The 22,711-nt window shown below is 69.6% G+C and carries 24 protein-coding genes and 4 pseudogenes; 13 read left to right on the forward strand and 15 right to left on the reverse strand.

The features are described from left to right. Positions 1-29: 29 nt before the first annotated feature. A complete protein-coding gene (locus NOO62_RS36695; RefSeq protein WP_268775109.1) occupies positions 30-668 on the reverse strand; it encodes a CatB-related O-acetyltransferase in 639 nt (212 codons plus the stop codon). Between the two features lie 326 nt (positions 669-994). On the opposite strand from NOO62_RS36695, the gene NOO62_RS36700 reads away from it, so the two are divergent. The 3 genes from NOO62_RS36700 (at position 995) to NOO62_RS36715 (ending at position 3,337) form a co-directional block, all read left to right on the forward strand. Then, the gene (locus NOO62_RS36700; RefSeq protein WP_268775110.1) at positions 995-1,567 is read left to right on the forward strand and encodes a TetR/AcrR family transcriptional regulator; all 573 of its coding nucleotides are present in this window, start codon (positions 995-997) and stop codon (positions 1,565-1,567) included. Between the two features lie 197 nt (positions 1,568-1,764). Further along, positions 1,765-2,598, forward strand: a complete 834-nt coding sequence (locus tag NOO62_RS36705) for a PIG-L family deacetylase (RefSeq protein ID WP_268775111.1) — start codon at positions 1,765-1,767, stop codon at positions 2,596-2,598. Positions 2,599-2,851: 253 nt separating this feature from the next. Next, positions 2,852-3,337: a hypothetical protein gene (locus tag NOO62_RS36715; RefSeq protein WP_268775112.1), complete on the forward strand. Its 486-nt coding sequence runs from the start codon at positions 2,852-2,854 to the stop codon at positions 3,335-3,337. An 18-nt stretch (positions 3,338-3,355) separates the two neighbouring features. On the opposite strand, the pseudogene NOO62_RS36720 reads toward NOO62_RS36715, so the two are convergent. Both NOO62_RS36720 and NOO62_RS36725 read right to left on the reverse strand, forming a co-directional pair. Continuing rightward, a pseudogene (locus NOO62_RS36720) lies at positions 3,356-3,520 on the reverse strand (transposase); the annotation flags it as partial. 234 nt (positions 3,521-3,754) lie between these two features. Beyond that, positions 3,755-3,982: pseudogene (locus NOO62_RS36725) on the reverse strand (MFS transporter); the annotation flags it as partial. A 39-nt stretch (positions 3,983-4,021) separates the two neighbouring features. Between NOO62_RS36725 and NOO62_RS36730 the strand changes: the two are divergent. Then, positions 4,022-4,282, forward strand: a pseudogene (locus tag NOO62_RS36730) (winged helix-turn-helix transcriptional regulator); the annotation flags it as partial. 104 nt (positions 4,283-4,386) lie between these two features. Here the strand turns inward: NOO62_RS36730 and NOO62_RS36735 are convergent. Continuing rightward, positions 4,387-4,485: pseudogene (locus NOO62_RS36735) on the reverse strand (IS5/IS1182 family transposase); the annotation flags it as partial. Between the two features lie 174 nt (positions 4,486-4,659). Between NOO62_RS36735 and NOO62_RS36740 the strand changes: the two are divergent. Together NOO62_RS36740 and NOO62_RS36745 are read left to right on the forward strand one after the other, a co-directional pair. Then, a complete protein-coding gene (locus NOO62_RS36740; protein WP_268775113.1) occupies positions 4,660-5,130 on the forward strand; it encodes a hypothetical protein in 471 nt (156 codons plus the stop codon). Further along, the gene (locus tag NOO62_RS36745) at positions 5,127-5,708 is read left to right on the forward strand and encodes a hypothetical protein (RefSeq protein ID WP_268775114.1); all 582 of its coding nucleotides are present in this window, start codon (positions 5,127-5,129) and stop codon (positions 5,706-5,708) included. Before NOO62_RS36740 ends, NOO62_RS36745 begins: the two co-directional genes overlap by 4 nt. A gap of 382 nt (positions 5,709-6,090) precedes the next feature. Here the strand turns inward: NOO62_RS36745 and NOO62_RS36750 are convergent, their stop codons facing one another. From NOO62_RS36750 to NOO62_RS36765, 4 genes are all read right to left on the reverse strand, one after another. After that, a complete protein-coding gene (locus NOO62_RS36750) occupies positions 6,091-6,660 on the reverse strand; it encodes a hypothetical protein (RefSeq protein ID WP_268775115.1) in 570 nt (189 codons plus the stop codon). 71 nt (positions 6,661-6,731) lie between these two features. Continuing rightward, positions 6,732-6,995 (reverse strand): hypothetical protein, encoded by a 264-nt coding sequence (locus NOO62_RS36755; RefSeq protein ID WP_268775116.1) that lies wholly within the window; start codon positions 6,993-6,995, stop codon positions 6,732-6,734. 522 nt (positions 6,996-7,517) lie between these two features. Continuing rightward, positions 7,518-7,757: a helix-turn-helix domain-containing protein gene (locus NOO62_RS36760; protein ID WP_268775117.1), complete on the reverse strand. Its 240-nt coding sequence runs from the start codon at positions 7,755-7,757 to the stop codon at positions 7,518-7,520. After that, positions 7,757-8,383 carry a hypothetical protein gene (locus NOO62_RS36765; protein WP_268775118.1) on the reverse strand — a complete coding sequence of 209 codons (627 nt, stop codon included), beginning with the start codon at positions 8,381-8,383 and terminating at the stop codon, positions 7,757-7,759. Before NOO62_RS36765 ends, NOO62_RS36760 begins: the two co-directional genes overlap by 1 nt. Before the next feature lie 275 nt (positions 8,384-8,658). Between NOO62_RS36765 and NOO62_RS36770 the strand changes: the two genes are divergently transcribed. Further along, complete coding sequence (locus NOO62_RS36770; protein WP_268775950.1) at positions 8,659-9,396, forward strand: dienelactone hydrolase family protein; 738 nt, start codon at positions 8,659-8,661, stop codon at positions 9,394-9,396. 276 nt (positions 9,397-9,672) lie between these two features. Next, complete coding sequence (locus NOO62_RS36775; RefSeq protein WP_268775119.1) at positions 9,673-11,103, forward strand: erythromycin esterase family protein; 1,431 nt, start codon at positions 9,673-9,675, stop codon at positions 11,101-11,103. Between the two features lie 79 nt (positions 11,104-11,182). Here the strand turns inward: NOO62_RS36775 and NOO62_RS36780 are convergent, their stop codons facing one another. The 4 genes from NOO62_RS36780 to NOO62_RS36795 all read right to left on the reverse strand — a co-directional run bounded on the left by NOO62_RS36780 (position 11,183) and on the right by NOO62_RS36795 (position 13,735). Beyond that, positions 11,183-11,353: a hypothetical protein gene (locus tag NOO62_RS36780; RefSeq protein WP_268775120.1), complete on the reverse strand. Its 171-nt coding sequence runs from the start codon at positions 11,351-11,353 to the stop codon at positions 11,183-11,185. Positions 11,354-11,379: 26 nt separating this feature from the next. Continuing rightward, entirely contained in the window at positions 11,380-11,880 is a 501-nt protein-coding gene (locus NOO62_RS36785) for a phosphotransferase (protein ID WP_268775121.1), read from the reverse strand. Positions 11,881-12,055: 175 nt separating this feature from the next. Further along, positions 12,056-12,928 carry a DMT family transporter gene (locus NOO62_RS36790; RefSeq protein WP_268775122.1) on the reverse strand — a complete coding sequence of 291 codons (873 nt, stop codon included), beginning with the start codon at positions 12,926-12,928 and terminating at the stop codon, positions 12,056-12,058. A 9-nt stretch (positions 12,929-12,937) separates the two neighbouring features. Continuing rightward, positions 12,938-13,735: a DUF998 domain-containing protein gene (locus NOO62_RS36795; RefSeq protein WP_268775123.1), complete on the reverse strand. Its 798-nt coding sequence runs from the start codon at positions 13,733-13,735 to the stop codon at positions 12,938-12,940. Positions 13,736-14,076: 341 nt separating this feature from the next. Here NOO62_RS36795 and NOO62_RS36800 point away from each other — a divergent pair, with 341 nt between their 5' ends. Next, positions 14,077-14,757, forward strand: a complete 681-nt coding sequence (locus tag NOO62_RS36800) for a class I SAM-dependent methyltransferase (RefSeq protein ID WP_268775124.1) — start codon at positions 14,077-14,079, stop codon at positions 14,755-14,757. 34 nt (positions 14,758-14,791) lie between these two features. On the opposite strand, the gene NOO62_RS36805 is transcribed toward NOO62_RS36800, so the two are convergent. Further along, positions 14,792-14,926, reverse strand: coding sequence for a hypothetical protein (locus NOO62_RS36805; protein ID WP_268775125.1), 135 nt, complete (start codon positions 14,924-14,926; stop codon positions 14,792-14,794). 42 nt (positions 14,927-14,968) lie between these two features. On the opposite strand from NOO62_RS36805, the gene NOO62_RS36810 reads away from it, so the two are divergent. Continuing rightward, positions 14,969-16,078, forward strand: coding sequence for an aminotransferase class V-fold PLP-dependent enzyme (locus NOO62_RS36810; protein WP_268775126.1), 1,110 nt, complete (start codon positions 14,969-14,971; stop codon positions 16,076-16,078). A 127-nt stretch (positions 16,079-16,205) separates the two neighbouring features. On the opposite strand, the gene NOO62_RS36815 is transcribed toward NOO62_RS36810, so the two are convergent. Then, positions 16,206-17,204, reverse strand: coding sequence for a helix-turn-helix transcriptional regulator (locus NOO62_RS36815; protein WP_268775127.1), 999 nt, complete (start codon positions 17,202-17,204; stop codon positions 16,206-16,208). Between the two features lie 583 nt (positions 17,205-17,787). Next, complete coding sequence (locus NOO62_RS36820) at positions 17,788-19,122, reverse strand: MFS transporter (RefSeq protein ID WP_268775128.1); 1,335 nt, start codon at positions 19,120-19,122, stop codon at positions 17,788-17,790. A gap of 1,075 nt (positions 19,123-20,197) precedes the next feature. Here NOO62_RS36820 and NOO62_RS36825 point away from each other — a divergent pair. From NOO62_RS36825 to NOO62_RS36835, 3 genes are all read left to right on the forward strand, one after another. Further along, positions 20,198-20,407, forward strand: coding sequence for a hypothetical protein (locus NOO62_RS36825; RefSeq protein WP_268775129.1), 210 nt, complete (start codon positions 20,198-20,200; stop codon positions 20,405-20,407). Between the two features lie 379 nt (positions 20,408-20,786). Beyond that, entirely contained in the window at positions 20,787-21,515 is a 729-nt protein-coding gene (locus tag NOO62_RS36830; RefSeq protein WP_268775130.1) for a TauD/TfdA family dioxygenase, read from the forward strand. A gap of 102 nt (positions 21,516-21,617) precedes the next feature. Next, positions 21,618-22,655, forward strand: a complete 1,038-nt coding sequence (locus NOO62_RS36835; RefSeq protein WP_268775131.1) for an AurF N-oxygenase family protein — start codon at positions 21,618-21,620, stop codon at positions 22,653-22,655. Positions 22,656-22,711: the final 56 nt, after the last annotated feature.

Consider the following 22,711-nt stretch of genomic DNA (forward strand, 5'->3'; position numbering starts at 1 on the left):
GTGGCGGAGTGGCCGCGCGCGGCGCGCTCTCACGGCGCTGCGGCCTCCAGGTCGTCGACGCTGCCGGACATGACCGTGCGCAGGTGCTCGGTGAGGTGCGGCAGGGGCCAGTCCCACCAGGCCAGGGCGAGGAGGCGGGCGATGTCGGTGTCGCTGTAGCGGCGTCGCAGCAGACGCGCGGGGTTGCCGCCGACGATGCCGTAGTCGGGGACGTCGTCGACGACGACGGAGCCGGAGGCGATGACCGCTCCGTGGCCGATGCGGACGCCGGGCATCACGGTGGTCCGGTAACCGAACCAGACGTCGTTGCCCACCACGGTGTCGCCCCGTCCGGGCAGGCCGGTGATGAGGTCGAAGTGGTCGGTCCAGGAACCGCCCATGATGGGGAAGGGGAACGTGGAGGGGCCGTCCATACGGTGGTTGGCGCCGTTCATGATGAACCGCACGCCCTCGCCCAGCGCACAGAACTTCCCGATCACCAGCTTCTCGGGCCCGTAGTGGTACAGGACGTTGCGGGTCTCGAACGCGGTCGGGTCCGCGGGATCGTCGTAGTACGTGAACTCCCCGACCTCGATCAGCGGTGAGGTCACCAACGGCTTGAGCAGCACGACGCGCGGCTGGTCGGGCATCGGATGCACCTGGGTGGGGTCGGCGGGGACGGGCGGCATCTGTGATCGCTTCCTTCCGGAGGGGGTGGATGTCGGCACAGCAGGGCGGGCCGGGCGGCGTGGTGCCTCTGGTGGCGGTGACTGTGGCGTCCGAGACGACTGTGGTGTCCGAGACGACTGTGGTGGTGATGGCTGTGGTGGTGATGGCCGTGGTGATCGTGACGGCCGTGGTGGGCACATCCGGTGCAGTTCACGGGTGCCGAACAACAGGAGCGCTCCGCGCAACACCGGTCTCCCCTCGGAACGGCACGTGTCGTGCCGCAAAGAAACAGCACCGACCCGCCTCCCGTCAAGCACGGCACGTACCGTGCCGTTAAGGTGGTGTCATGACCGACTCCCACCGCGGCGCCGCCCGTACCGAGGCCATCATGCGGACCACGCTCGAACTGGGCCAGGAGATCGGGTACGCCAAGCTCAGCATCGAAGCGATCGCGGCCCGGGCCGGCGCGGGCAAGCACACGATCTACCGCCGATGGCCCTCCAAGGGCGCACTGCTCCTCGACTCCCTGCTCTCGCTGCACCGGTCGACCCTGAACTTCACCGACACGGGCGACATCGTCGCCGACCTGCGCTCACAGATGCACGCGGCCATCGACTTGCTGGCCAGTCCACCCTTCGGGCCGCTCTACCAGGCCCTGGTCGGCGAGGCACAGGGCGACCCCCAGGTCGCCGCCGCGCTGAACGAGCGCTTCATCACCCCACTGACCGAGCTGACCGTCGCCCGGCTGAAGACGGCGAAGGACCAGGGTCAGCTGTCGCCCGACTTCGACCTGGACCTGGCCATGGCGATCCTCTCGGGCCCGCTCTACTTCCAGTTCCTGATCACCCAGGAGCCCCTGACCCACGCGTATGCCGACCGGATCGTCGACGCGCTCTTCGCGGGCATGGGCGAGTCCTAACGCGGCACGGTAGATGCGGCGACGCCATAACCGTCCGCAAGAGGCGAAACCGCGGGGCGAAAGCTTTCGAGGTGCGCGGGAACAACCGGTCCGGCCCATGCTGTTGATCGACCGGGGGACCGGCGAGCTCAGGGCCGTGGTGCCCCACCGCACACCCGTATCGCACCCTTGCTCACTTTCTGCAGAAGGACTGTTTCATGACTGACCGGCCCTTGACGCTCATGGCGGTGCACGCCCACCCCGATGACGAGGCCACCGGAACCGGAGGGGTCCTCGCGCAGTACGCGGCGGAGGGCGTTCGCACGGTTCTCGTGACGTGTACCGACGGCGGTTGCGGTGATGGGCCGGGGGGTGTGAAACCGGGCGATCCCGGCCACGATCCCGCGGCCGTCGCCGCGATGCGCCGTCAGGAGCTTCTGGCGAGCTGTGAAGCCCTGAAGATCAGCGACCTTGAGATGTTGGACTATGCCGACTCCGGGATGGCGGGCTGGTCGAGCAACGACGCCCCCGGATCATTCTGGCGGACCCCCGTCGAGGAAGGCGCCGCCCGGCTCGCGGAACTCATGCGTCACTACCGGCCTGACGTCGTCGTCACCTACGACGAGAACGGTTTCTACGGCCACCCCGACCACATCCAGGCTCACCGCATCACGATGGCGGCGCTCGAGATGACCGACCTGACACCCAAGGTGTACTGGACGACGATGCCTCGCTCGTCGATGCAGCGGTTCGGGGAGATCATGCGCGAGTTCGGCGACGACATGCCGGAGCCGGATCCCGCCGAGGCCGCCGCGCTGGCCGAGATCGGTCTGCCCGACGACGAGATCACCACGTGGGTGGACACCACCCCGTTCAGCGGTCAGAAGTTCGACGCGCTGGCCGCGCACGCCAGTCAGGGCGAGAACATCTTCTTCCTCAAGATGGGCAAGGAGAGGTTCGGCGAGCTGATGGGCATGGAGACCTTCGTCCGTGTCCAGGACACCACGGGCGCGCCCGTCCCCGAGAACGATCTCTTCGCCGGACTGCGCTGATCAGGACGTCGGCCTCGCCTCGCCTGGCGCAGAGCGTTGCCCCGCTGCCCGACAGAAGGGGTGCGGAAAGTGGCGGGCGGCCGGGGCCGGCGTCGTTTGGCGGGCTGCGATCCGGAAGGTCCGTCGACGTGGACAGGGCCCGTGCGCCGGGTGGGCGGTATGGCGCAGGGCCCGTTCGCCATTGCGCCCAACTCACCTTTCCTGCAGGTCGGCGAGGGCTGCGTCGGATCGGGGAGTCAGGCAGCATGGCGGTGTGGCTGATCTGCTGTGGGATGACGTGAGCTGTTTCTTCGACCCGGATCTCATGGGGTCGCTGCCGGACGTACGTATCCCGGATTGTTCGGTGGAGGACTGGCAGGCGGTCCTTGATCTTGTCGAGGCCAGGGGCTGGAAGTGCCAGTACTCCGAGGGAGAGACGGTGCTTCCGGTGCCCCGGGCGGGGGCCGTGCTGTCCCGTCCGGCGGATGCCGAATGCCCGGACCTGCGGGTCTGGCCGGCTGCCGATGTGCTGGCGATCTTCCGTTTCCATGACGACGAGGTCATCGACTTCGACGTCGACCTGCGGGAGTTGCAGGGCCAGGAACGACTGGATGTGTTCTGCGGCTTCTTGCGGGAGATCGGCCGCCGGTTGGGCAAGCCCGTCCTGATGGATCCGGAGGGCGACTACGGCCATCCGGTACTCGGCTTCGATGTCGAGGCCGATCGCGTCGTCCTCCTGGCTGAGCCGCCCGTCATGTGACCGCGACCGTGGACCGGGATTCGTAGAAAGTGAGGGCTGTTCGCCGCGGATTGAGGAGCCCGAGCTCCTGGTTGCTGGTGCGAGGCCGGCGTAGGCGGCGAGGTGCCCGGCGGTCGGGAAGGTGCTGCCGTCGCCGACCTCGACCTCGATCAGAATCCTGGCTCCGGTCCTGACGCCAATTCCCGCGCCAATTCCCGGCAGCCCTTGCCTCGGCACCGAGCTGCCGTAGCCGAGGGTTCTGACGGAGCCGGGACCCTCGCTTTCGATCCCGTTGATCGCGTAGACGAGGAGCATCAGGCCCGAGGTCACCAGGAACGCACCCAGCAGGTCGGCACCGGTGCCGAAGCCGAGGCCCTGGTCGGGCTCGAAGAGACGGGCGGCGGCGAAGAGGATGACTGCTCCGATCGGTACGTTGATGAAGAAGATGGAGTTCCAGCCGGCCGCCTCGGTGAGGACGCCGCCGGCGATGACGCCGATGGAGCCGCCGGCGGTGGCGACGAAGCTGAAGATGCTGATCGACTTGGCCTGTTCGCGGGGTTCCTGAAACAACGTCACGATCATGCCGAGGGTCACGGCACTGGCCATGGCGCCGCCGACGCCCTGGACGAACCGGCCTGCGATCAGCAGTTCCTGACTGCCCGCCATTCCGCAGAGCAGTGATGCCGCCGTGAACAGGGTGATGCCTTCACCGAGCTGGAGCGCGCGGTCAAGGGCATCAGCCGCCGCATGCTGACACTGACGCTGCGCAATCTGGAACGGGACGGCCTGCTGACCAGGACGGTCTACCCGACGGTGCCGCCCAAGGTGGAGTACACGGCGACGCCGATGGCCCTGGAGCTGTACGAGTCTCTGGTGGGCCTGGCGAAGTGGGCCGAGCGTCACCGATCGGCCATCGCCGACGCGCGGGTGACGTACGACCGGGACGCGGCCGACCCCGTCGTGTGAGCGGGAGAGTGGGAGAGTGGAGAGGGAAGAGTGGTGACGCGAGCGGGGGTGTGAGCGGGGTTGTGAGTGCCCTCGCCCGGCGCCTTTCTGCCCTGACAGCGTCGTTGGACGTGGCGGTGGATGGTCACGCAGACGGCGAGTGCGAGAAACGCTTCGTGGATGTCGTCGCGCCGCTCCCAGCGGATGCGTAGGCGACGGAAGCCGCGGGGTCAGGCAACACACTTCAAAGGAATGGCGTGCGGGACGTAGAACTGGCGAATTCGCTGGCCAAGGCCGGACTGTGCTATCTGGGACCGGCGGATGCCTCCGCCCCGCTGATGCCTCCATGCCTCGCATTCCTCGCGGATTCCGTGGAAACCGACGGCCAGGAATGGGCTGTGAGCGTGGAATCCGACGAGCCTGACCTCCAGGAGAAGGTGGATCACGGCTGGTACTTGCTCAGTGCCGACCAACGGCTCTTCCCGATGGACAACCCGGAGTTCCTGATCGCCGTCGGTGACAGGGAAGCGGTGCCCGCCGAACCCTTGAGCTGGGCAAGGGTGGCCCTGACCGGGCACTCCGACATCGCGGGCGCCGGTGCCGAGGCGCGGGTGACGGGGCGCGGAGCGGGCCACATCGACTTCGCGATGCTCTCCCTCGACGGTACCGTCGTCGTACGAGGGGTGGAGGGGCGGGAGTGGACGGACTGCGTCCTCCTGAAAGACCCGCACCGCCTCCCGGCGATGCGTGAGCTCGGCACCCGCATGGCCGCGTCGCCCGAGACGCCGCAGGACACGCGGGAAGCCCTGCAGCGCTGGCTGCGGCACACGGCCGCCGACTGGCCGATGAATGAGGTGCCGACGACATGATGCACGAGATCGAGGACATCGAGCAGGAGAGGCTCCGTGTCGCCCGGCGGCCCTCCGCCCGGGACGCGCCGCCCGTGCTGTGCTGGTTCGACGTCACTCCTACGGTGCCCTTCGACGTGTACGCGTCCCGCCTGCGGTCCGTGCTCGACGTCGCCCTGGGGCTGGCCCTCGCCGCGGACTTCGGCGAGGAGGAACTGCCCACGGCCGCCGTCCCCGAGTGGTTCGCCGCGGTGAGCGGCCCACGCTTCGCGGAGGCACCCGTGTTCGCGCGGCAGGGCAGAGAGTGTTACGCGGCGGCGGTCCGTGGCGGTCCCTGGGAACTCCACGCCTGGCTTCACGAGTTCGACCCCGACTCCGAGACCCGGGGCTGGGCGTGGTGGGACCTGACGAACTCGTCGGACGGCACCGTCCGGATCTGGGCCGACACCTGGGGCGAGTCCTTCTTCGCCTGCGACGAACTGCGCTGGCTCGCCTACGCCGCGGGCTCCACCGAAGTGAGCGGCCCCCATCTCGCCAAGGCCGAGAAGTGGCACGAGGCGATCCTCGGCGACGGCCGACTTTGCCAAGCATACGAGTGAGCAGGGCAAGGAGAGCGCGGCCGAAGCTCATGGGAAAAGACTCAGATCGGGACGAGCATGATCGCGTGCGCGACGCAGTCAAGCGCCTCGGCGGCAACTACCCGAGTGCGGCGTGGTCGTCCTTGGGAGCCTGGCGTCGGCCCCGCTGCGTGGCGACGCTGGCGTAAGTGGCCAGTTTCTGAGGCGGGCCGTGCCCTCGCGAGGTCATGAGCGACGTCGGTCGGTACGCAGGCGCGGACCAGGGCGATGCTCAGGGCGGTCTCGCTCCGGCCCTCGACGTCCTCGATCGCGTCAGCGATGTTGTTGTGGGGCCGCCTTCGGCGGAATCGGACACGTGAGGACCCGGGCGGCCGCACGCGTGCTGCCGCGTGCTGCCGCGTGCTCAGTTCGGCCGCTCGTATTCGTCGATCGTGCCGTCTCCGTTGTCGTCGTACATGTAGTCGTATGCGTCGCCGTAGTTGTGCTGGTAGCGCATACACGTACCCTCGGCGCGCAGTTCGGGCTCGCCGTCGTAGTAGCCGAGGTGGAGGGTGACCCGGATGCCGTCATCGAGTGTGGTGGCGATGCCGTTGTCGACCTTCTCGACGGTGCGGCCGTCCTTGCGCCAGGTGGCCCGAAGGGCTGCCAGCGCCGCGCGGTAGTCGTCGTCGCCGGCGAAGTCCAGGTCCCAGGTGAGAATGGGCTCGTCCCGGCTGACGCCGGTGTCGTCGAAGCCCAAGTCGTCCACGCACGAGGAACTGCCCTGCCGGGAGGCGTACGGCTCCTTGGACGGTGCCGGGGACAGCGCGCGGTAGGTATCCTCACCGGCCCGGGTGGTGGCCCGGACATGGTCACGGAACTCCTCGGTGCTGTGAACGGGCCCGCCTTGTATGGTCTCGCACGCCTTGGCCGTCAGCCCGAGGAGAGCCACCAGGGCGACACCAAGCGCAGGGACCACGATCTTCGACTTCATGCTGTCGATCAAAGCCGCCCGGCGGAATGCGGGGCAGCGCTCTGCTACTCAGCCGGTCTGAGCAGTAGCACCTAGCCCGGGTTGTCCGGGCACGGTGGGGGCTTGTCGTACCTGACGTCCGAGGTCGGGCGTGTGGAGACTCCGGTCACGAGCCGCGCGACGTCGACTCGGTACGGGGCCGAGCACCACCAGGAGACGCCGACGACGAGCCTGCGGCTTCTGCCCGCCGAACGCGTCGAGCACGTGCTCACGCGGGTGGCTTCCAGTTCGGGTCGACAAGCGGCCAGGCTGTCGGCGGACGGCTTGGCCGTGCCGCCTCCGGTCTGCTTGACCATGATGCGGGAGCGGGAGACTTTCGCACCCAACTCCGGCCCGGTCGCCGTTCCCTCAGCAACGTCACTTGCAGGCTCCCCGCTCCGACTGGACTGTCGTCGTTTTCCAGACGCCGTCCTTGGCCTTACTCAGTCCAGCTCGAGTTCCGCGATGGGACCGCGGCAGAGCACTATCGGACCCGGACGATCTCCCAGGAGGAGGTGATCGCCGCCTTCGGCGGCTGGGCTGACGGACACCGTCAGTGAAAGCGGGAGCGGGCATGCGGTGAGGTGCAGTCGGCCGCCTTGACCGGCTGCCACCCGGGCGGGTGGAGCAACCAACTCCGCCCGCCTTCCGAAGAACTGACTGCTGTCCTTCCGCATACTTTCGCAGGCAAGCGCGGCTGGTAGATGGCACGAGAGAGCGCCGAAGCAGCTGATTGCCCGCACCCGGCTAGGAAACAGTCGTGGTCGTAGCCGCGTTCGGTCAGCAGTGCGTCCGGCCGTCGGCGCGGTCTGCCAACCTGGCCCGCGACGGCCGGAGTGTCAGTCACGGGTCGGATGGTGGCTGAGCAGGTCGCCCGGCTGGCAGTCCAGTACCTCGCAGATGCGGGTGAGGGTGGTGAAGCGGATGGCTTTGGCCCGGCCGTTCTTGAGGATGGAGAGATTGACGTTGGTCACGCCGACGCGCGCCGCCAACTCGGCGAGAGTCATCCCTCGCTCCGCGAGGAGACGATCGAGGTGCACTTCGATCGCGTGACCGTCCGGTGTCTGTTCGTCGTTCATCAAATGGTGGCCTCGACGTCTTCGCGCATCACGACGCCCGCACGCACGATCCGGACGAAGGTGAACAGACCCAGTGCAGTGAAGAGGGAGAGGAAGGGGATCTCCCACACGTCGCCGAGGGCATCGGCCATGTCCCCCCGGACAAATGTCGGGAACAGTTCCACCTTGGCGATGGCCTGTGCGGCTTCGGTGACCAGGCTGCCGACCAGCAGCCACCAACCGAGCATCCGCAGCCGGGACGCGGTCTGCGCGGTGTAGACCCCGTCCCGGGCCGCTCCCCTGAGCAGCCTGTTGAGCAGCAGCAACCCGCCGAACAGCAAGATGACCGGAGGCAGGTCGTGGAGGACCTCGAAGGCTTGCTGACTGACAGAAGCATGTGATGTGCAGTACTCGGGGGACACGTTGACGGTGACCCCCTCACGTCCACCGAACATCTCGTCGGTGTCGGATGAGCTGCCGGATATCCCGTCCGCAGTAACGCACACATCGCCTCCGATGAAGCCGACATGGATGCCGTCGACGAACAGGCTCAGGACGAAGCCCGCCACCATCATGCCGAGCAACACGCGGAGGACCAGTGACACCGCGCTGAAGAGGGGCTCGAGCAACTTACGGTCATCGACCATGACTACCATCCTGTTGGTCCTGTTATCGAAAAACGATGTTATCGAATAACGATACGTCTGGCATTCGCCGAAGGCAACGCGACAACGCCGAACCAAGAGCTCGCCCAGCCGGCCAGTCCCGTCTGGCCGACGAGCCATGCTCGCTGTGTGGCGGGCTGCCCAGGCGGACGGACAGGCGGACGGGCGGACGGGCGGATACGCACGCTGTTCTGCCACTGGCAGAACAGCGGCCGGGCCGGGCTCGACGATCACTACAGTCCAGTCTCATGACGACGATCACGACGATCACGACGCGGACGGTCGAGTACCCGGCCGACGGTTTGACGATGATCGGGCACCTCGCGCTCCCGGCCGGTGCCGACCGCCGGCCCGCGGTGCTGGTGGGACCAGAGGGCATGGGACTCAGCGACGTCGAGCGCCGCCGGGCCGATGCTCTCGCCGAGCTGGGATACGTGGCGCTGGCCTTCGACCTGCACGGCGGACGCTATTTAAGTGATCCCGAGGAGATGCTGGCCCGTTGCCTGCCGCTGCTCGCCGACCCCGACCGAATGAGGGGCATCGGCCATGCGGCGCTCGACGTGTTGCGCACCGAACCGCGGACCGACCCCGGCCGGATCGCCGCCGTCGGTTACGGCACCGGGGGAGCCGTCGGGCTGGAACTCGGGCGTGCCGGCGTCAGCCTGCGCGCGATCGGGACAGTCAACGCAACTACCACGGGTCGACCGGGCGAGGCAGCACGCATTCGCTGTCCGGTGTGGGCCGGGGTCGGGTCGGAAGACCCGATCATGCCGCCCGCGCAACGGGACGCGTTCACCGCCGAGATGCAGGCCGCCGGTGTCGACTGGCGCCTCACGGTCTACGGCGGCGCCTCGCACGCCTTCCACCACCCGCCGGTCGATCACCCCACTGTCCCCGGCGTCGGCTACCACCCACAGCACGCGCAGCGCGCCTGGCGCGACGTCGTCGACCTGCTCGCCGAGTGCCTGCCCGTGACGGAGGATCTGGGGGCATGACCCAGGCGAGCATGCTGGAACCGGGGTCGGTCGACGTCATGCGCTGACCCGGCCAAGCGCGAGTCGGCCCTGAGTGACGCTACTTGCCCCCGCTCCTGTCCCCACCCCGGTTACCGTCCCCGCTCCCGTCCCCACCCCGGCCCAGTCCCAGTCCCAGGACCAGGACCGGTACCAGGGTCCTGGTTCCCGCTCCTGGCGGGGTGCAGCTAGCTCCCGGAAGGCTCGGGGGGCGCGCTGGATGGTCCGAAGCGCCCCTGCCCGGTGAGAGTTGGGGCCATGAGAACGCACAAGGCCCTGCTCGCCGCCCTCCTCGTCCCGCTCGGTGCCACCCTGGCTGTCGTTCCGGCCGCCTCCGCCTCCGCCTCCGCCGCCACCCCGCGCCCCCTGGCCGCCGCATCGGTCTCCGCCGACGCCAACGCCCCCGCGCCCGTCGGCCCGCAAAAGCCTGCGGCTGCCCGGTTCCGCTCCCCGGAGGCAGCCCTTGACCGGGCGGCCCACCCACTGCGCACCACAGAGCCGCGCGGCGGTCTGGCCGACCTCCGGCCGTTCGGCCGGATGGTCGGCGACGCCAAGGTGGTGGGCCTGGGCGAGGCCACCCACAACTCGCACGAGTTCTTCACCCTCAAGCACCGCACCCTGCGATACCTGGTCGAGAAGAAGGGCTTCCGGGCCTTCGCCCTCGAAGCACCCTGGAGCAGCGGGCTGCGCCTCGACGCCTACCTCCAACGCGGCGAGGGCGACTTGAAGCAGATCATGGACGAGGAGTTCCAGGGCACCTACCAGTTCTGGAACAACACCGAATACCGCGATCTGCTCAAGTGGATGCGCGCATACAACATCGAACACCCCAAGGATCCACTCCACTTCGTCGGCGACGACAACGGGTTCGCCGGTGCCGGGCTGTACGACAAAGTGAGCGCCTACGCGGCCGCTGCCCGCCCCGAACTCAGCGCGCGGCTCACCGAGCTGTACCGGGGCCTGCGGCCCACCACCGACGCCGAGGCCTACGTCGAGGACTACTTGTCGAAGCCGCCGGCCGAACGCAAGGAGCTCGCCGAGCGGACAGGCCGGGCACTGGACCTGCTCAAACAGCGGCCCGGCAAGGACACCGACGCCGACGCGCACGCCTGGGCCGTACAGCACGCCACCGCGATCCACCAGATGACCACCATGTACGCCTTCGACCTGGACGACCCGCAGAACATCGCCGACGCCATGCGCTACCGCGACCAGGTCATGGCACAGAACGTCGCCTGGTGGCAGCACCGGACCGGCGACAAGATCCTGCTCTCCGCCCACAACAGCCATGTCGCCCTCAAGACCTACGTCCCCAACACCCACCCGAAGGCCCAGGGTGACTTCCTCCGCGAACAGTTGGGCCGCGACTACCTCAGTGTCGGCCTCACCTTCGACCATGGCTCGTTCAACGCCCTGGGCCAGGACGGCGACATCCACCGCTTCACCGTCGGCCCGGCCGCACCCGGCACCACCGAGCACACCCTGGACCGGGTACGCCACCGCGACTTCATGGTGGACCTGCGCACAGCCCCCGCCCCGGCCCGCGCCTGGCTCGCCGCGCCGCGCACCGTCAAGAACATAGGCGCTGCCTACCCCTGGAACGGCAACGCCGCACAGATCCGGCTCGCACAGACCCACGACATCGTGATCCACCTCCACCGAGTGGAGGCGGCCGACATGCTCAAGTGACATCGGACCCGCACGGCGCGGCGACGGCGCGGGAGGTCGGCCGGTCCGATGTCTCGCGCCGCCGCGGCGTTCCCCGCCCTCAGCGCTCGCGCTGTACCGCGAGCACCGCGGTGACCGCCCGGCCACCGGAGTCATCCACGCACCCCCACGTCGACCGCGTGGACAGACCGCGCGACGGGTCGCCGTCCAGGACGTTGCCGAGGCGCAGATCGCCGTGCAGCGACACGGCTCGGACTGGCTGTCCAGCCATGTCTCACAGCGCCGTCTCGCTCGCTGTCACGTGGCGTGGCCAACGTGTGCGCCGACAGTCGGCTCCGACAGTCGACGGCCGATCCGGACGAAAGCCTCGTCCAACCGACGACCGCGTAGGTCCAGGCGCCATTGCGCGGGTGGGCTCACGGAGTGCAGTGCGGCAAGTAGCTCTGCCCACTGCTGCGGCAATGACGTCTGCGGCATGTCCTCGGCCTCGGTGCCGGGCAGGACCTCCGCCAATGCCATCGCCCCGGCTTGCGCGTCGGCAGCCAACACGGTCGGCACCCGACCCGACGGCGCGCACACACGCAGCATCTCCACCTGTTCGGTCAACAGCGCCCGATCCGGACCGAGTTTGAGAACCGTCGGCGTTCCGTCAGGCCATTGGCAGCGCCAGACGACGGAGGCGGCCCCACTGGCGAACAGCTCACCAACCTGGAAACCCCACCGCACGGCCAGCCGCGCAGCGAGGTTCGGAACCTCAGTGAGCCAGTCCTCGGCCTCGGGTCCGAATAGTCCCGCCAACCGGGCGCGCCGACCCCTTCCATATCCACCCCGGTAGCTTGCAGCCCGAGCTGCCGCCATGCATGCGCATATCGACAGAAGCGAGGACACGGACACAGGCCACGGGTGTTCGGGCCAGGCGGCCGGGGCCGGTCGTTTGGGTCCGAGCCGATGCGCGACGAGGGGCCGCATCCGATCAGGCCGGTGGCCCAGCAGACCTCGGGGTGCCGAGCCGGGAGAGCAGGAGGACGCCCCAGATCACCATGGCCGCGCCGGCCGCTTGTGGTGCGTACCACCAACCGGCGCGCAGCTGGTCGCCGTTGAGGGTGATGCCGAGAGCGAGGCTGGCGGCGGCCTCGCCGAGGGTGAGGGCGGGCTGGGAGGCGATCAGGGGGCCGGACTCCATGGCGTTGGCGAGCAGGAACAGTGCGCATGCGCCCGTCGCCACGCACCCGTATGTCTGCCACGTGGTGGCCAACGCGTGGACTCCGGAGTCCTTGAGGGAGTCGATGGCGGCGTTCATCAGCGTGGCGGTCAGCGCGTAGGCGAGCGCGGAGGCGGTGCCGAACAAGGCGGCGCGTGCCGCGCCGCGTGGACGCGTCAGGGCGATCGCGGTGCAGGCGGCGGTACCGAGGCCCACGGCCAGGAGAGCGGCGCTCCAGGCAGCGGCCGGGACCTCGCGGCCGCCCTCGGCCGGTGCTGCCGCCCCGAGGAGGAGCGCCAGGCCGGCGGTGGTGAGGATGCAGGCCCGCCAGCCGCCCGCAGACGCCGTTGTCCGGGTGAAGAGCTGGGCGATGACCAGGGCGAGGGGCAGTTCGAGTACCAGGATGGGCTGTACGAGCGAGAGCGGGCCGAAGGCGAGGGCCAGTGCCTGCAACACCGCCGCGGCGACGATGACGGCGATGCCCGCGAGCCAGGCGCGGTGGTGCACCAGATACCGGACGAGGCGTGGGCTGAAGGCGTCACCGCGCGGAACCGTACGGGCGGCCACCCGTTGCAGGACGGTGCCGGCGGCGTTGGCCAGGGCGGTCAGCACCGCGAACAGGGCGGACAGCACGGACGCGTCCACGCCGGCTCCTCACCCTGCCCGGTCGGGAGGCGGGTCCGGGGAGAGCGGAACTCCGGGCGGGGCGGCCAGGCCTTTCGGCGCGCGGCGGCCGGATCTGCCGCGGGAGTCCCGGTCGGCAGGGGCGAGCCGCCCGGGGGTGCCGGGGGCGGCCTCGGGCGCCGGGCGTACCGCCCGAAGGGCCCCGAGTGAGAGCATCGCCAGCCATGCGCCCACCAGCAGCAGATGGCACCGCTGGGCGGCGCCGTGCCATCCGCCGTATCCGATCAGCGGGCCCACCGTGCACAGTGACGACACCAGCGCGGCCGCACCGAGGGGCGGCCCCCACCGGGCGACGTTTTCGGGCTTCCCGCGCCTCCGTGCATCCCAGATGATCAGGATCATGGACGCGAAGAGGCAGAAGTGCACTGCGGCGCTGGTAAGGGTGTGGGCAGGGTGCACGGACCGGCAATCGGGCTGCAACGATGGCACGCACGTCATCGGCATCAGCACATCGGCCACGGAGGAGACGCCGACTCCGGCCAGCGCCCACCATCCGGTTCGGGCAACCACGCCCACGGCCCTCATGCCACCGGCCGTGGCACCCGCCACGACGAGAACGGCACAACTCAGCTCCAGCCCGCCGAACAGCCATCGGTACGGGCTGCCTTCCGCGTACAACTCGCTCACGTAGGAGTGCCGTGCGTCCAACCCCGTAGGGACAACGGCCTCAAGGAGCCAGGCGTTGTACAGAAGCGCGGCCACCGCCAGCGGTACGACCACCGTCCAGGAAGGGGTACGAGGCCCCGGTGCGCGGCGACTGTGCGTCATCGTCCCGATCATGAGGCCTCGTCAGCGGAGTTCCATGCTTCACCGGGACTGACGCCGCCCAAATCACCCGTGTGGCAGCCACGCCGGCCACAACCCGCGCACCTTCGTGCGGCCGCTGCCACGAGGAGCCCGCAGCTTTTCCCTACGGGTTTTCATCAGCGATTGTCGGATGGCCGACGGAAGGCATGGGCTTCCAGGCTGATGGCATGACAGAGCGTGCGCAGGAGCTGGAACCCCCGGTTGACCCTGACCCTGACCTTGGCCCTTGCCCCTTGGTCGTGCTTTTGCCGGAGCGGCAACAGGAGTGGCGTGACCGGGTCACGAGGGGCGACGTTGGGCCCATGACCGACAACATCACAGCGGGATCGCCCGCGTCCGACACTTCCCTGCCCGGCGACGGATACGTCGGAGACCCCGCCGTAAGGGCGGAGTGGGACAACCGATACGCCGACCGACAACAGCTGTGGAGCGGCCGGCCCAACGGTGCGCTCGTGGCCGAGGTCGCCGGGCTCACGCCCGGGCGGGTGCTCGACGTCGGCTGCGGCGAGGGCGCGGACGCCGTCTGGCTCGCGCGCGGCGGCTGGGACGTGACCGCACTCGAGGTGTCGGGCGTGGCGCTGGAGCGGGCGACCGGGCATGCGCGGGACGCCGGCGTCGCCGTTCGCTGGGTACATGCCGCGCTGACGGAAGCGGCGCTCCCGCCGGCCTCCTTCGACCTGGTCTCCGCGCAGTATCCGGCCCTGTTGCGCACGCCCGACGCCGCGGCCGAGCGAGCGCTGCTCGCGGCCGTCGCGCCCGGCGGCGTGCTGCTGCTCGTACACCACGCGGGGATGGACACCCAGCAGGCGCACGACAGCGGCTTCGACCCGGCTGACTACGTCTGGCCCTCGATGGTCGCCGCGCTGCTCACCGACGACTGGAAGGTGGAGGTGAACGAGCAGCGACCACGCGTGGCACCCGACGGCGGCGCAGGCGCGCACCATACCGACGACGTGGTACTGCGTGCGCGACGGCTGCGCTGAGCCCCTCCACTCACAGCAGGCGTCACAGCATGCGTCACAGCAGGCCCGGCATCCGGGCGGACTGGATGACCGGGCCACCGGAACTGCCGACAATCGGGATGGTATCCAGCACATTGACCCGGGCGGTCGCTCCGAACTCGTCCGGGCCGCGTGAGAACAGGCGCTTCACCGGCGTCACCGAACACAGCCCCGGTAAGGGCAGGATGGCCCCATGGGACTGCACACCGCATACGGGCTCAGCCGGATCATCAACGCACGAGGGCCCTACACGCCCCTCGGTGTCTCACGCAGTGGGGACGACGTCGGCGCCGCGGTCGCCGGGGCGCTGTCGGAGTTCTTCGTGATGGACGAACTGCAAGAGGCGGCCGACCGGGCCCTCGCTCGGTTCACCGGGGCGGAGGCGGGGACCGTCGTGCACTGCACGGCCTCGGCGATCACTCTCGCGGTCGCCGCCGCGATGACGGGGGAGTCCCCGGAGCGCGTCGAGGCGCTGCCGGACACGACCGGTATGCCCGGCGCAGTCGTCCTTCCGACGGGACACGCGGTCAACTACGGACACTCCATCGTGCAGGCCGTCCGACTGGCGGGTGCGGTCCCGGTTCCCGTGGGGGCGGAGACCGGGTTCACGCTGGAGGATCTGGAGACGGGCCTCGCGCGACAGGACGTCGCGTGCCTGCTGCTGGTGTCGTCCCGTCTCGTGCGCGGCGCCGGTGCCGCGCTGGCCGACGCCGTGGCGGTCGCGCACCGTCGTGGGGTTCCCGTCGTCGTCGATGGTGCCGCGCAAGACTTCAGGGTCGGTGAACTGCTCGCCACCGGAGCGGACTTGGTGGCGGTCAGTGGCCAGAAGTACCTGGGTTCCCCGACCGCGGGTCTGGTGGTGGGCCGGGCTGGTCCGGTGGCGGCGGTGCGGGCGCAGGAACGGGGCATCGGCCGTGCGATGAAGGCGAGCAAGGAGGCGGTGATCGGCGTCCTCGCCGCGCTCGAGGCGCGGCAGGAGCTGGACATGGCGGTGTGGCGGCAACAGCAGGCGGACAAGGTGGCGGACTTCGTCGAGCGGGCGGGTGCCGTCCGGGGCATCACCGCGTCGTCCGTCCCCGACCCGACCGGCCTGCCCTTCGCCCGCGCCCGGCTGGTGGTGGATCCCGCCGTGTCGGCCATGGACTCGGCCGCTCTGGACGAAGCGCTGCGAGCGGGGTCACCGTCGATCTGGGCCATGCCCGGCTCGCGGGAAGCGGAGGAGCTGCTGTTCGAACTCGTACCCCTCACAGCGGACGAGATCGACTCCATCCTTGCCCGCCTGGCCGAACTGCTGGAGCAGTAAAGGCCGTTGACGTGGGGGAGGGGGGAGGGGGGAGGGGTGAGGGGGGGGAGGGGGTGACTTGAGTCGGCCGTCGGCCCTCGGTTGATGTCCGGCAGCCGAACAGTGGCGCGCCCCCGCCGCCGGGCCGTCAGGTGCGGTGCGCGGGGAGCCAGCCGTTCTGGACCGCGTGGACGCCCGCCTCGAAGCGGCTGCGTGCCTGGAGTGCGTCCATGAGTTCGGCCGCGAAGCGGCGGGCGGTGCGGGTGGAGACGCCCAGGCGCTTGGCGATCGCATCGTCCTTCAGCCCCTGGGCGAGCAGCCGGAGGGCCTCGCGGTGCTGCGGGGTGAGGCCGTCGGTGTCCCGTTCCACCGTGGGCACCAAGGGGTTCGCGGCCTGCCAGGTGCTGTCGAACAGCTCGCACAGGGCCGTGATGACGCCCTGCCCCGTGAGGACCACGGCGCCGCAGCTCGCGTCCGCGGGGTCCAGGGGGAGGACGGCCTCGGTCCGGTCCGCGATGATCATGCGGATCGGCAGGCTGGGAGCGGTGCGGACGTGGCCGCCGCGTTCGTGGAGCCACTGGACGTGCCGGAGCGTGGGCTGATGGTTGCGGACGCTGTCGAGGTAGATGGTCCGTACCGTGACACCGCGGTCCAGCAGGGTCGCGTTCGGCTTGCGGCTGGCCTGCAGGTCGCTCTCCGAATGGGCGCCGCCCGGAGCGAGGGTCATGATCTCGTGGCGGACGTCGGAGGCGAGTCGGGCGAGCCGGTCGCGTATCTCCTCCGCACCGGTCAGCTCCTCGGTGTGTAAGCCGGCCGAGGGTCTGTACAGGGAGGCGCACTCCGCGACGAGTTGCGCGGCCGCGACCCTAGCGGTCTCCAGACGCTCCTGGTGGGCGGCGAGTTCGGCCTGCTGGCGGGCGAGCAGCAACTTCATCGCCTGTTCCGGGCCCAGTACCCGGAAAGCACTGTCGGCCTTGGCCGTCGGTCGGACGAGTGCGAGGGAATGGAGCCGGTCGAGGCAGTTCCGTAACCGGTCCTCCGGCAGTGCGAGTCGCTGGGACAGTGCGGATATCCCGTCGTCACGATGGTCCAGCATGGCGCGGTAGACGCGTTCGGTGTCCGTGTCGAGTCCGAGTGCGGCCAGCATGAGGTGTTTCTCCCGATCGGTGAACGTGTCCGGAAAGGCGTGGGGAGGGAGGCGCGGTGGTCTCCGCGACGGGCGGGGCAACCGGGCGATCAGCCTTTGGGTGGTCCTGCGGACACGGTGCGACGACGTCTGGTGTGTGCATGGGGCATGGAATGAACTTCCGATGCGTGAGTGATCTTGTCAAGGTCACCTTTCGGCCCACGAACCCATCCATACGGGGCTGCCGAACCCGGCCACCACCGTGCAGGACCGGCCTCGTAAAGGCAGCTTCCGCCGTTCGGCCGACAGATCGTCCGGGACGTACCGGCTCTGTCCGGCGCCATGGAGGACCGGGCTGACCATGACGGATGCCGAACCGTCGGCGGCCCGCGACGACTTCGCGGGCCGCGGGCGCGTGGCCTTCGGCCCGCTCGTACCCGTGAAGTCGTGCCAGGTGCGAGGCCTGTAATCAAGCCTGCCCGCGAAGGCACAATTTTTACGACGGCTTGGCCTTCGGCAGGCGCCCGCGCGCAGGCGCTGTGACCGCCCCGTTCGCGGGGCGGGGGCGTCTGTCGCGCGGGGGGGTGTGAGGTGACGCCGTCGGTCAGGGCGCCTTGGCGGCCCCGTCGGCCTCCGGTGCGGGTATGGCGGACGCCCCGGGCGCGGTGGGCCCCTGTTCCGCGCCGGACGGAGAATGTGAGCCGGTCCGCAGACCCAGTGCCCAGGCGGCCGCGGTCGTCAGGACGCTGAGGAGGCCGGCTGCCAGGAACACCGGGCGGGGATCGCCGTGATTGAGCGTGGTGAGCGCACCGCCCGCGAGGGCTCCGACCGGGCTCGCCGCCAGCGCGGCCACCTTGGCCGTGGCGGTGACCCGGCCCAACAGGGCTCGTGGCACCAGGCGTTGGCGCAGCGTGCGGATGAGTACCACCGCTGTCACCGTGGAACCCCCGAGCAGCAAATTCAGCACCAGGAGCGGGACCAGGGAGGTCGCCACCCCCAGGGACGCCAGTGTGGTCCCCAGACAGGCCGCGCTGAGTGCGATGAGGGTCTCGTGCCGCATCCTGCGGCCGAGCCGGAGGGCCACCGCGGTGCCGAGCACCCCGCCCACGCCGCCTGCCGCGACGACGGCACTCGCCTCGGAGGCGCTGAGGTGGAGGGTGTCGCGCAGGTAGAAGACCAGGAGGTAGCCGACGGCGAGGAAGAGATTGGCGCTTGCCTGCAAGCAGGTCACCACGAGCACGACACGCAGGGACCGCAGACAGCGGAAGCCCTCGACCAGGTCGCCCCGCACCCCGCGCAGGGCCTCGCGCAGCGGCGGGGACGGGGGTCGGCTCGCCCGGCCCTTGCCGCGCAGTACGTGCAGGACGGAAACGAAGGACACCGCGAAGGTGCAGGCGTTGACCAGGAGCGCGACCTGGAGGCCCCACAGTGCCGACAGCACGCCGACCAGCCCCGGGCCGACGATCTGCGCGCTCTGATTCGCGGCCTCCAGGAGCGAGTTCGTACGGACCAGGCGTTCCTCCTCGACCAGGTCCCGCACCGCCACGGTGAGCGCGGTCTCGAAGAACACGCCGGCCCCCGCCGCGACGAACGCGAGGGCGAGGATCACCGGGACGGCGAGCTGCGAGGTGGCCGCGAGTACGGCGAGGGAGAGGAAGACCCCGAACCGTACGACGTCCATGGTCAGCATGACGTTACGGGGGTTCAGCCGGTCCACCAGCGCACCGGCGGGCAGGCCGACAAGGAGATAGCCGACGGTCCGCGGGATGGCGGCCATCACCGCCGCGTACGGGGAACCGCTGACCTCGAGGACGAGCAGGGGAATCGCGAGGATCGCGAGACCGTCGCCGATCAGTGAGACGCTCTGCCCGGCGAGGAAGACGCGGAACGCCAGGGGCGAAGGGCGGACGGGCGCCGCTGAGGTCAAGGCATTCGTCATAAAGGCTGTGTCTCCACCGGTTGTTCAGCTCTCTTCGGGCTGCGAAGTCACGAGTCGCGTCAAGGGATGTGGTAGAGGGTGAGGTGACGGCATCGACCCGCCCTGAATTGCCGGTTCGCCGTGGAATTCGTGGCGTCGCACGCTCAGAACACCATGCGATCGGGGAACGGCCCCCATCAACCCCTTCGGCCTGGACGGTATCGGCCACTGCATTCATCGGCCAGGCATGGAACCGTCCGACGGCGGCCTGGGGAAAGGACACCGCAGCTTTGCGGGTGGTGTATCAATAGTGCGTCGGATGACGGACGGACGGCCTGGGTGTCAACCGCCGGTGAAGCGGGCCCGCTCTGTGAGGAACACGTGCCTCACCTACGCTGACGTCGTGGTCCGCGCCGGTACGGACCTGGCCGCCGCGTCGAGTGAACGCAGAGGATGCTGCCCGGGCGTGCGGGCGACCGGCGGGTGCGCGGGGCCGTTCGCGGCCGGGACCGCCGTCGGCCGAGCACGGGAATGTCCGGCGGAGCACGGGAATGTCGGCCGAGCACAAGAACGTCAACCGAGCACAGGAACAAGGGTGATGGGGGAGGGGGCGCCATGTATCTCGTACATGTCCGTCTGGACGGGCCCGCTGATGTGCCGCTGCCGACGGGGACGGGAGCTGCCTTGGCCTCCTGCGCCGAGCCGGGAGACGGCCTGGAGCACGTCAGCGTGGACCCGGACGGGCCCGGCGGACCCGTGGTCGGCCTCTTCCTGACCGCTCCGAGCCTGGCCGTCGCGGAACTGAGGGCCGCGGCCCTGTGCTTGCGATCACTCGCCGCGCATTTCCCCTTGGCGCCCTTCCGGATGGCGTCCTGCGGAGTGGTGCTGATTCCGGAGTTCTGGGATCGCATGGCGTCCCCGTCACCCGTGGACGGGATAGGACACAACATGTTCCGTCCACCGGAACCCCCTTCCGAAGGGGACGGCGAGTTGCCAGAGTAGGGGCACCGGCGCGGCGAGGAGAGCCAAAAGCACTCCGAGCGGATTCCGGAAGTTCGCCGAAAATGCAGAACGCAATTCACCGAAAGGCCGTTCCGTGAGACTCACCCCGACTTTCAGGATCGTCGCAGCCGGCAGCATCGCGCTCGGCGCCCTCCTCATGGCTCAGGCGGTCTCCCCGGGCAGTGCTCAGGCCTCCCCCCAGGTACGTTCCGAAAGCACGTCCGCCGCCACCGTGCCGGCGGGCGACCTGTCCCAGCTCATCCCGGACGTGATGCACAGCGCCGATGTGACCTGGGGCAGTTGAGCCCGGGCGCTCCCTTCACCCCCGCCGCGCAGGTCGGGTGAGCGCGGCGCCCCTCGTCGTACGCGACCACGCTCCGGCCCCCTGCCGCGACACCCCCGCATGAGCGAGAGGCGCGCACGGACGTCGGCCCACGCCGATCACGGTGACGTGTCGCCGCGTCCCCGGCCGCAGTGAGCCGCAGTGGTCCTCCCCCGGCCGACGCCGAGTCGCCCGGCACCCGTAGCGCTTCGGGACGTGTTCGTCGAGCACGCTCCCTCGGCCGTGCACCGCACATCCATTCTTCAGTGGAGCCCGCCCCCGGCGCGGCGGCGGCTTCGCGTGTTGCCGCGCCCGGCCCATGCCTCCCCATCCCAGGAACTGACATGGAGCAACGCAGACCATGACGACTGCCCTCACCCCGCGCACCCAGCAGGAACTCCTCGACCAGGGCTACACCCTGCTCGACGGCATCACCACCGACGAACAGGCCGCCGCGGCCCTACAGGATCTCGGCGCCCTCATACCGCAGTACGACGGGCAGCTGCGCTATCAGGTGAAGGCCGCCCCCGGCTTCGAGGACCGGCGCTACTCCAAGAGCACCAACACCATCCTCGTGCACACCGAGGCACCCGGCTGGAACCCGCCGCCCCGTTACCTCGCTCTCCACTGCCGCGTCCAGGCCCGGTGCGGCAGCGGACAGACCGAACTCGCCGACGCGTACGCCTTCATCGCCTCCCTCAGCGAGGAGGAGCGTCGGACGGTGCAGGGCGAAGCCATCGACTGGGTAGGCCACAACACCGGTGGCACCGGCACCGCCGGAGTGCGCCGCCCCGCGGTGGAGAGCACTCCCGAGGGCCGTGACATCGTCCGGTTCAGCTACAACCTGCTGACCGCCGGCCACTACGACCCTCCGGTCGACGCCGACGTACCCGCCGACGAACTGCCGTTGGGCTCCCTGGGACGCGAACTGGCCGTGCGGGCCGAGACGTTCTTCCGGGACAACAAGGTGTCCGTCCTCATTCCGGAGGACTCGATCCTCGTCTGGGACAACCAGCGGATGCTGCACGCCCGCTCCTCCTACAGCGACGCGCGACGCCACCTCACGCGCTACTGGCTCCAGGAGTCCTAAGAAGCCTGTCGTTGAACCCCACCGTGGGCCCCCGGCGCCGCTGGAAGGCGGAGCCCCCACCACCCGCGGTGCCGGTCGGCACCGCTCCCCGTGAGGAATGTGATGAACAGCGACACCCCGATCCTTGAAGGCGGCCCCGATGACGCGGTCGGGCAGGAGATCCCGGGCCCCCCGCTCCCCGAGGGCATCCCGACCTTCGACCCGAACGACCCGGTGGAGAACGCGGTGATCCGCCGACTCGTCGGCAACTGGCACCGCCGTGCCACCGTCAAGCGGGAGGAGCCCGACCTCGACGAACTGTTCGACCTGTCACGCGCGGACTACCCCGAGCGGATCCTGCCCTTCCGTGACCACCCGACGTTCCTCGGCCTGGACCCGGAGAAGCGGGCCGAACTGCTGAGCTGGGCGTGGATCGCGTACAACCGGCACACCGTCATGGCCGAGCAGAAGGTGGCCAACCCCGCGTTCGCGCTGGTCATGGAGGGGGAGTACCCGGGCCTCACCGGGGAGGCGCTCAACCTGTCACTGGCCCAGGCGATGGTCGATGAGCAGTACCACACGCTCATGCACCTCAACGCGAGCGCGGTGACCCGCAGGAAGCGGGGGCACGCCATGCCGGACAACGCGCTGCCGCTCTCCCACACCGCGCGCGTCCACCAGGAACTGCGGGACCGAGCGGGCGAGCGCTGGGAGAAGTCCCTGACGACGCTGGCCTTCGCGACGGTCTCGGAGATCTCCATCAACGCGTACCTCGACCTGCTCGCCGAGGACACGACGATCCAGCCGATCAACAGCACGACCGCGAAGCTGCACAACCGCGACGAGTACTGTCACGCGTCCATCTCGCACGTGCTCGCCGAGATGGTCTACCACCACCTCGACGCCCGCCAGCGCAGGTACTTCCTGGACATGCTGATGCAGGGCCTCGACGCCTTCGTGGCCAACGACTACTCGACCTGGCACCGGATCGTCGACCTCGCCGGCATCGACGGCGGGCACGAGATGCTCGCGGACTGCCAGGCGGACGCGGGCCGTGCGCGGCTGGTCCGCGACTACACCGGACTGCACAAGCTGGTGGAGCAGATGGGCGTGTCCGACCAGGTGGACTTCGACTGGTCCCGCTCCCACATCGCCCACTGACGCTGCCCTGGCACGCGACCGGTGGCGGGTGCCCCGCCACCGAGGACCCATGAGGA

This window comes from Streptomyces sp. Je 1-369 (assembly GCF_026810505.1).
GTDB lineage: Bacteria > Actinomycetota > Actinomycetes > Streptomycetales > Streptomycetaceae > Streptomyces.